The following is a 6,607-nucleotide window of genomic DNA, read 5'->3' on the forward strand; positions in this document are numbered from 1 at the left end:
ATGACCGCAAGTCCCGCAACAAGCGTGGCAGCAAGGGTAAAGATCGTCGTAATGACAATGACGATCTGCCACGCCGTGGTAAAGGTGGTCGCAACGAGCGTGATGATCGCCGTGGCGGCAGTCGCAAGTTTGCCCGTACCATGGCACCTGAGTCCATGGCGGCTCACGGCTTTACCAAGCCGACAGCGCCGGTTGTTCGTGAAGTTTCCATCCCGGAAACCATCACGGTTGCAGAGCTGGCCAGCAAGATGGCCATCAAAGCGGCGGACGTTATCAAGGCCATGTTCAAAATGGGCTCCATGGTAACCATCAACCAGGTTATCGATCAGGATACTGCCAGTATCGTGGTTGAAGAAATGGGCCACAAATACAAGCTGACCAAGGCAGACGCCATCGAAGACACCCTGGTGGATGATCAGCTGGAAGACGTTGCTTACGAAGCCAGGCCCCGTGCGCCTGTAGTGACCGTTATGGGTCACGTTGACCACGGCAAGACCTCGCTGCTGGACTACATTCGTAAGAGTCGCGTTCAGGCTGGCGAAGCCGGTGGTATTACCCAGCACATTGGTGCCTACCACGTAGAAACGGATCGTGGCATGGTGTCCTTCCTGGATACGCCTGGACACGCGGCCTTTACCGCCATGCGTGCCCGTGGTGCCAAGGCGACGGATATCGTTATCCTGGTTGTTGCTGCTGACGATGGTGTCATGCCGCAGACCGAAGAAGCGGTGCAACACGCGAAAGCGGCTGGCGTACCTATCGTGGTTGCCGTGAACAAGATGGATAAGCCGGAAGCAGATCCGGATCGGGTGAAAAACGAGCTGTCTGCCCGTGACGTTATTCCTGAGGAGTGGGGTGGCGATACGCAGTTTATGCCAGTATCCGCCCTGACCGGTGAAGGTGTTGAAGATCTGCTGGAAGCAGTTATTCTTCAGGCCGAAGTGCTTGAGCTGACTGCTCCGGATGAAGGTCCTGCCCGTGGCGTCGTTGTTGAGTCCCGACTGGATAAAGGTCGTGGTCCTGTGGCCACCGTTCTGGTGCAGGGCGGTAAGCTGAATCAGGGTGATAATATCCTGGTGGGACAGCAGTACGGTCGTGTACGTGCGATGCTGGATGAGAACGGCCAGCCCATCAAAGAAGCAGGCCCTTCTATCCCGGTAGAGATTCTGGGTCTGGATGGTACGCCGGATGCCGGTGACGAAATGCTGGTGGTTCGCGATGAGCGTAAAGCCCGTGAAATCGCCCTGTTTCGTCAAGGCAAGTTCCGCGAAGTCAAGCTGGCTCGTCAACAGGCTTCCAAACTGGAGAATATGTTCTCCAGAATGGGAACTGAAGATAAGAAGACGCTCAACATCGTCCTCAAGGCAGACGTACGAGGCTCCCTGGAGGCGCTGACCGCTTCTCTGGAAGAGCAGGGTAACGATGAGGTCGAAGTAAGGGTTATCTCTGGTGGTGTTGGTGGTATTACCGAAACCGACGCCAACCTGGCCCTGGCTTCCAACGCCGTTATCGTTGGCTTTAACGTTCGTGCCGATGCTTCTGCCCGTAAAGTGGTAGAGACTGAAGAGCTGGATCTGCGTTACTACAGTGTTATCTACGACATCATTGATGACGTTAAGAAAGCGCTGACCGGTATGCTGGGCTCCGATACCCGTGAACAGATCGTGGGTACCGCTGAAGTTCGTGAAGTATTCCGTTCACCGAAGTTTGGTGCCGTGGCTGGCTGTATGGTTATTGAAGGTACCGTGTACCGCAACGACCGTATCCGCGTACTGCGTGATAACGTGGTGATCTACGAAGGTGAGCTGGAGTCTCTGCGTCGTTACAAGGATGATGTCAACGAAGTTCGTAACGGTATGGAGTGTGGTATCGCCGTTAAGAGCTACAACGACGTTAAGCCTGGTGACAAGATCGAGGTTTACAAGACGATTGAAGTACAGCGTACGCTTTAATTCGTTATGCGTGTGAATGTGAAATAGACGCCAGAGCCTGCGGTTTTTCCCGCAGGCTTTTTTAACCACAAAGGCACAAAGTCACAAAGGGAAGGATTGCTTTGTGTCTCTGTGCCTTTTGTGCCTTTTGGGTATTGTGGTTTACGGAGTGAGTATTCAATGGCTAAAGAGTACAGTCGTACCCAGCGAGTAGCCGACCAGATTCAGAAAGAACTGGCTCAGCTGATTCAGCTGGAAATGAAAGATCCTCGTCTTGGCATGGTCACGGTCAGTGTGGTCGAAGTAAGTCGGGATCTCGCTTTTGCAGATGTTTATGTCTCGTTTCTTGGGGTGGATGATCAGGAAAAAATTGATCAATCCCTGGAGATATTGAGTCAGGCCGCGGGGTTCCTGCGTTCTCAGCTGGCCAGGGCCATCAAGCTGAGGTTTACCCCGCGACTCCGCTTTTACTATGACAACAGTCTGCGGCGCGGGGCTTACCTGTCCTCGCTGATCGATCAGGCGGTTGCCAAAGACGCTAAAGCGGATAAAGGCTCAGAAGAAGGTACCGAGGAGTAAGTCATGGCCAGAAGAGGTCGACGCGCTAATCGTGGCCGTCCGGTGGACGGTATTATTGTGGTTGATAAAGTCTATGGCGCTTCTTCCAACGAGGTGCTCCAGCGGGTGAAGCGGTTGTTTAATGCCGCCAAGGCGGGCCATACCGGCAGCCTTGATCCGCTGGCAACGGGCGTTTTACCCATCTGTCTGGGGGAGGCCACCAAGTTTTCCCAGTATTTGCTGGATTCTGATAAATCCTACCGCACCACCATGAAAATGGGGGTGAGAACCACCACAGGTGATCGTGAGGGGGAGATTGTCGAAGAGCGTCCGGTGACGGTCACCCGTTCCGATGTGGAGGCCATTCTGCACCAGTTCCGGGGTGATGTTGAGCAGGTGCCCAGCATGTTCTCTGCGCTCAAGCACAACGGTAGGCCATTGTACGAATATGCCCGGGAAGGGATTGAAATTGAGCGCCCTTCGCGCACCATTACCATTCATCGTCTGGAGCTGCTGGACTTTGATGGGGATGAGTGTGTTTTCGAGGTGGATTGCACCAAGGGAACCTATATCCGCACGCTGGTTGAAGATATTGGTGAGGCCCTGGGCTGCCTTGGTCATGTTGCTGAGCTGAAGCGCCTCAAGGCAGGCCCTTACACTGAGCATCAGGCGCACTCCCTGGATGAGCTGGCGGCCATGCGGGATGAAGCCCGTGAGTCGGCCCTGGATGTCGACCAGCGTATAGAGTTTGCCGAGCTGTCCGCTCTGGCAGAGGAGCTGGGCCGTGACAAGCTGGAACCAGCGCAGTCAGAGCGCCTGAGGGAGTTGTCGAAAATCCGCAATAAGGCCGGTGATCGTGTTATTGATGACCTGTTGTTGCCTCAGGACAGCGCTGTCAGTGACTGGCCGCAGGTCAAACTGGGTGCAACCAGCAGTTATTATGTTTCCCAGGGGAATCCGGTCCAGGTGCCTCAGGCACCGACATCCGGCAATGTCCGCATCTATGGCGTTGCTGAAGGGGCCGAAGGCGTGCTGTTCCTGGGTATCGGCGAAATTACCGATGATGGTCTGGTAGCACCCAAGCGTCTGGTCAAAGGCTGATTCAGCCTGAAATACGCGATTCCATTTGCCCAACTGCTTATATAGTTTTTTTGGACGCGTTCACAACATAGTGATAGAATTCGTCGCTTGTTTGAATGGCTGGCTGTAAATATGCACGGTCATGCCGGTTATCTGTATTGCATATTATCTGGAGATTGAACAATGGCTTTGACTGCTGAACAGAAAGCTGAAATCCTGAAGAAATTCGCTCGCACTGAAGGCGACACCGGTTCCCCTGAAGTTCAGGTGGCTCTGCTGACCGCTAACATCGAAGGTCTGCAGGGACACTTCAAGGCGAATCACAAGGATCATCACTCTCGTCGTGGTCTGATTCGCATGGTAAACCAGCGTCGTAACCTGCTGGACTACCTGAAGCGTAAGGATGTTGAACGTTACCGCAGCCTGATCCAGCTTCTGGGTCTGCGTCGCTGATCGTTTGATACAGTCATATTGGGTGGTGGTGTCTTGATATCACCTCCCTCAGTCAAGGCACCGCGAGCTGCACTATCTGTGGCTGGCGGTGTTTTGTTATTTGCGGGTTGAGAATGTTGTCAGCCCGGGCATTATCTCTCTGCGGGTTGCGACTGCCGGGCTCTGTTTTCTCTGGTAGTCTTGGACAAGAATTACCCATGCCTGCACTCTGTCTGCATGGGGTGCAATTCAGAGACTTCGATTCAGAGGTCTCTGAATTGCATCCATCTCTATGACAGTGTGGATGCAGGTGGGGTGATATCGTTTGGTAATAAAGGAAAATAACGTGAGTATTGCTCCAAAAGCATTGACAAAGACTTTCCAGTTCGGTGAACACACCGTGACCCTGGAAACTGGACGGGTTGCCCGTCAGGCCACCGGTGCCGTGCTGGCAACCATGGGTGAGCTGCAGGTTCTGGCGACGGTAGTGGGTGCTAAAAGTGCCCGTGATGGTCAGGACTTTTTCCCATTATCCGTTCACTACCAGGAAAAGGTTTACGCGGCGGGTAAAATTCCCGGCGGTTTCCTGAAACGTGAAGGTAAGGCCAGCGAAAAAGAGACGCTGACTTCCCGTCTGATTGACCGTCCTATCCGTCCGCTGTTCCCGAAAGGTTTCATGAACGAAGTTCAGGTCATCATCACGGTAATGTCGGTGGATAAGAAGAACGATCCTGACATTCTGGGCATGATTGCCACGTCTGCGGCCCTGGCTATCTCCGGTATTCCCTTTGCCGGTCCTGTGGGTGCTGCCCGTGTTGGTTTCACTGAAGACGACGGTTACCTTCTCAACCCATCTTTCGAGCAGATGAAAAAGTCTGAGCTTGACATGGTGGTTGCCGGTACCAGCGACGCTGTGCTGATGGTTGAGTCCGAAGCGCAGGAACTGACAGAAGATGAAATGCTGGGTGCGGTTCTGTTTGCCCAGCAGGAGTACCAGGCGGTTATTGCTGCCATTAAAGAGTTTGCGGCAGAAGCCGGTAAGCCAACCTGGGACTGGCAGCCAGAGCCAGAAAAAACGGCAGTGAAAGAAGCCGTTGCTGCTGGCTTTGAGCAGAAAATTCGTGAGGCCTATGGCATCACCATCAAGCAGGAGCGCAGCAACAAGCTGGCGGAGCTGCGCGCTGAAGCTGAAGCTGAGCTGGTTGGCGAAGACGAAGGCAAGTTCAGTGCGGATGATGTTCAGACCTACTTCAGCAAACTGGAAAAGTCCGTCGTCCGTGGCAACATCATTAACGGTCAGCCGCGTATCGATGGTCGTGATACCAAAACCGTTCGCCCGATCACGGTAGAAGTTGGCGTTCTGAAAAAGACCCACGGTTCCGCCCTGTTCACCCGTGGTGAAACTCAGGCTATCGTCACCACAACGCTGGGTACTGCCCGTGATGCGCAGTTTGTCGACGCCCTGGAAGGTGAAAGCCGTGACCCGTTCATGCTGCATTACAACTTCCCTCCCTACTCTGTAGGCGAGGCTGGTCGTATGGGTCCTCCGGGACGCCGTGAAATCGGCCATGGTCGTCTTGCCCGTCGTGGTATTCAGGCAGTACTGCCCGGTGAAGAAGAGTTCCCTTATACCATCCGTGTGGTGTCTGAAATTACCGAATCCAATGGTTCCAGCTCCATGGCTTCCGTCTGTGGCTCTTCCCTGGCGCTGATGGATGCCGGTGTGCCTCTGAAGGCACCGGTTGCCGGTATCGCCATGGGTCTGGTTAAGGAAGGCGAGCAGTTTGCAGTCCTGACCGATATTCTGGGTGATGAAGATCACCTGGGTGATATGGACTTTAAAGTGGCTGGAACGGCCCACGGTGTTACGGCGTTGCAGATGGACATCAAGATTGCCGGTATCACTGAAGAGATCATGGATATCGCCCTTGACCAGGCTCTGCATGCGCGTCTGCATATCCTGGCCGAGATGAATAAAGTCATCGCCCGTTCCCGCAGTGAACTGTCGCCAAACGCACCAATGACCATGACCCTGAAGATTGATCAGGACAAGATTCGTGATGTTATTGGTAAAGGTGGTGCCACTATCCGTTCTATCTGTGAAGATACCGGTGCATCGGTTGATATTGCTGACGACGGCACCGTTAAAATTTATGGTGAGACCCGGGAAGCCTGTCAGGCAGCTTATGACCGTGTCTACGGCGTCACTGCTGAAGCGGAAATCGGCAAGATTTACCACGGTACGGTAACTCGCATTGTTGAGTTTGGTGCTTTTGTTAATATCCTGCCAGGTCAGGATGGCCTGGTGCATATTTCCCAGATTGCTGATCATCGGGTTGAGAACGTTGCTGACTACGTCAAGATGGGACAGAAGCTTGAAGTGGTTGTGATGGATCTGGACAACCGTGGTCGTATTAAGCTGAGCATGAAAGAAGTTGCTCGTATTAAAGAGCAGCAGGCTGCAGCGGCTGAATAATCACCGCTTCAAAGAGGCTGGCCTCAGTGCCAGTCTCTCTCAATATCTGGTTGCACATCAAAATTTTCTGCTACTCCCTGATGGAGTTACTCTGTGACCCGCAAGAAAAATGAGAGTCACTTTTTTCACG

At 53.5% G+C, this 6,607-nt stretch carries 6 protein-coding genes; 5 read left to right on the top strand and 1 reads right to left on the bottom strand.

The features are described from left to right. The 4 genes from infB to rpsO all read left to right on the top strand — a co-directional run. On the top strand, positions 1-1,952 hold a 1,952-nt coding region (gene infB, locus ACO6V1_RS21775), incomplete at its 5' end, for a translation initiation factor IF-2 (protein ID WP_422468517.1). Positions 1,953-2,111: 159 nt separating this feature from the next. After that, on the top strand, positions 2,112-2,510 hold the full coding sequence (gene rbfA, locus ACO6V1_RS21780; protein ID WP_101746600.1) for a 30S ribosome-binding factor RbfA: 399 nt from the start codon (positions 2,112-2,114) through the stop codon (positions 2,508-2,510). A 3-nt stretch (positions 2,511-2,513) separates the two neighbouring features. Beyond that, positions 2,514-3,590 carry a tRNA pseudouridine(55) synthase TruB gene (gene truB / locus ACO6V1_RS21785; RefSeq protein WP_422447436.1) on the top strand — a complete coding sequence of 359 codons (1,077 nt, stop codon included), beginning with the start codon at positions 2,514-2,516 and terminating at the stop codon, positions 3,588-3,590. A 162-nt stretch (positions 3,591-3,752) separates the two neighbouring features. Then, positions 3,753-4,022, top strand: coding sequence for a 30S ribosomal protein S15 (gene rpsO, locus ACO6V1_RS21790; RefSeq protein WP_101746598.1), 270 nt, complete (start codon positions 3,753-3,755; stop codon positions 4,020-4,022). Positions 4,023-4,074: 52 nt separating this feature from the next. On the opposite strand, the gene ACO6V1_RS21795 is transcribed toward rpsO, so the two are convergent. After that, on the bottom strand, positions 4,075-4,221 hold the full coding sequence (locus ACO6V1_RS21795; protein ID WP_269672648.1) for a hypothetical protein: 147 nt from the start codon (positions 4,219-4,221) through the stop codon (positions 4,075-4,077). A gap of 126 nt (positions 4,222-4,347) precedes the next feature. On the opposite strand from ACO6V1_RS21795, the gene pnp reads away from it, so the two are divergent. Continuing rightward, positions 4,348-6,477 (top strand): polyribonucleotide nucleotidyltransferase, encoded by a 2,130-nt coding sequence (pnp, locus tag ACO6V1_RS21800; RefSeq protein WP_422468519.1) that lies wholly within the window; start codon positions 4,348-4,350, stop codon positions 6,475-6,477. The last annotated feature ends 130 nt before the right edge of the window (positions 6,478-6,607 follow it).

Origin of the sequence: Endozoicomonas sp. ALC013, from assembly GCF_049310205.1 — a bacterium.
GTDB lineage: Bacteria > Pseudomonadota > Gammaproteobacteria > Pseudomonadales > Endozoicomonadaceae > Endozoicomonas.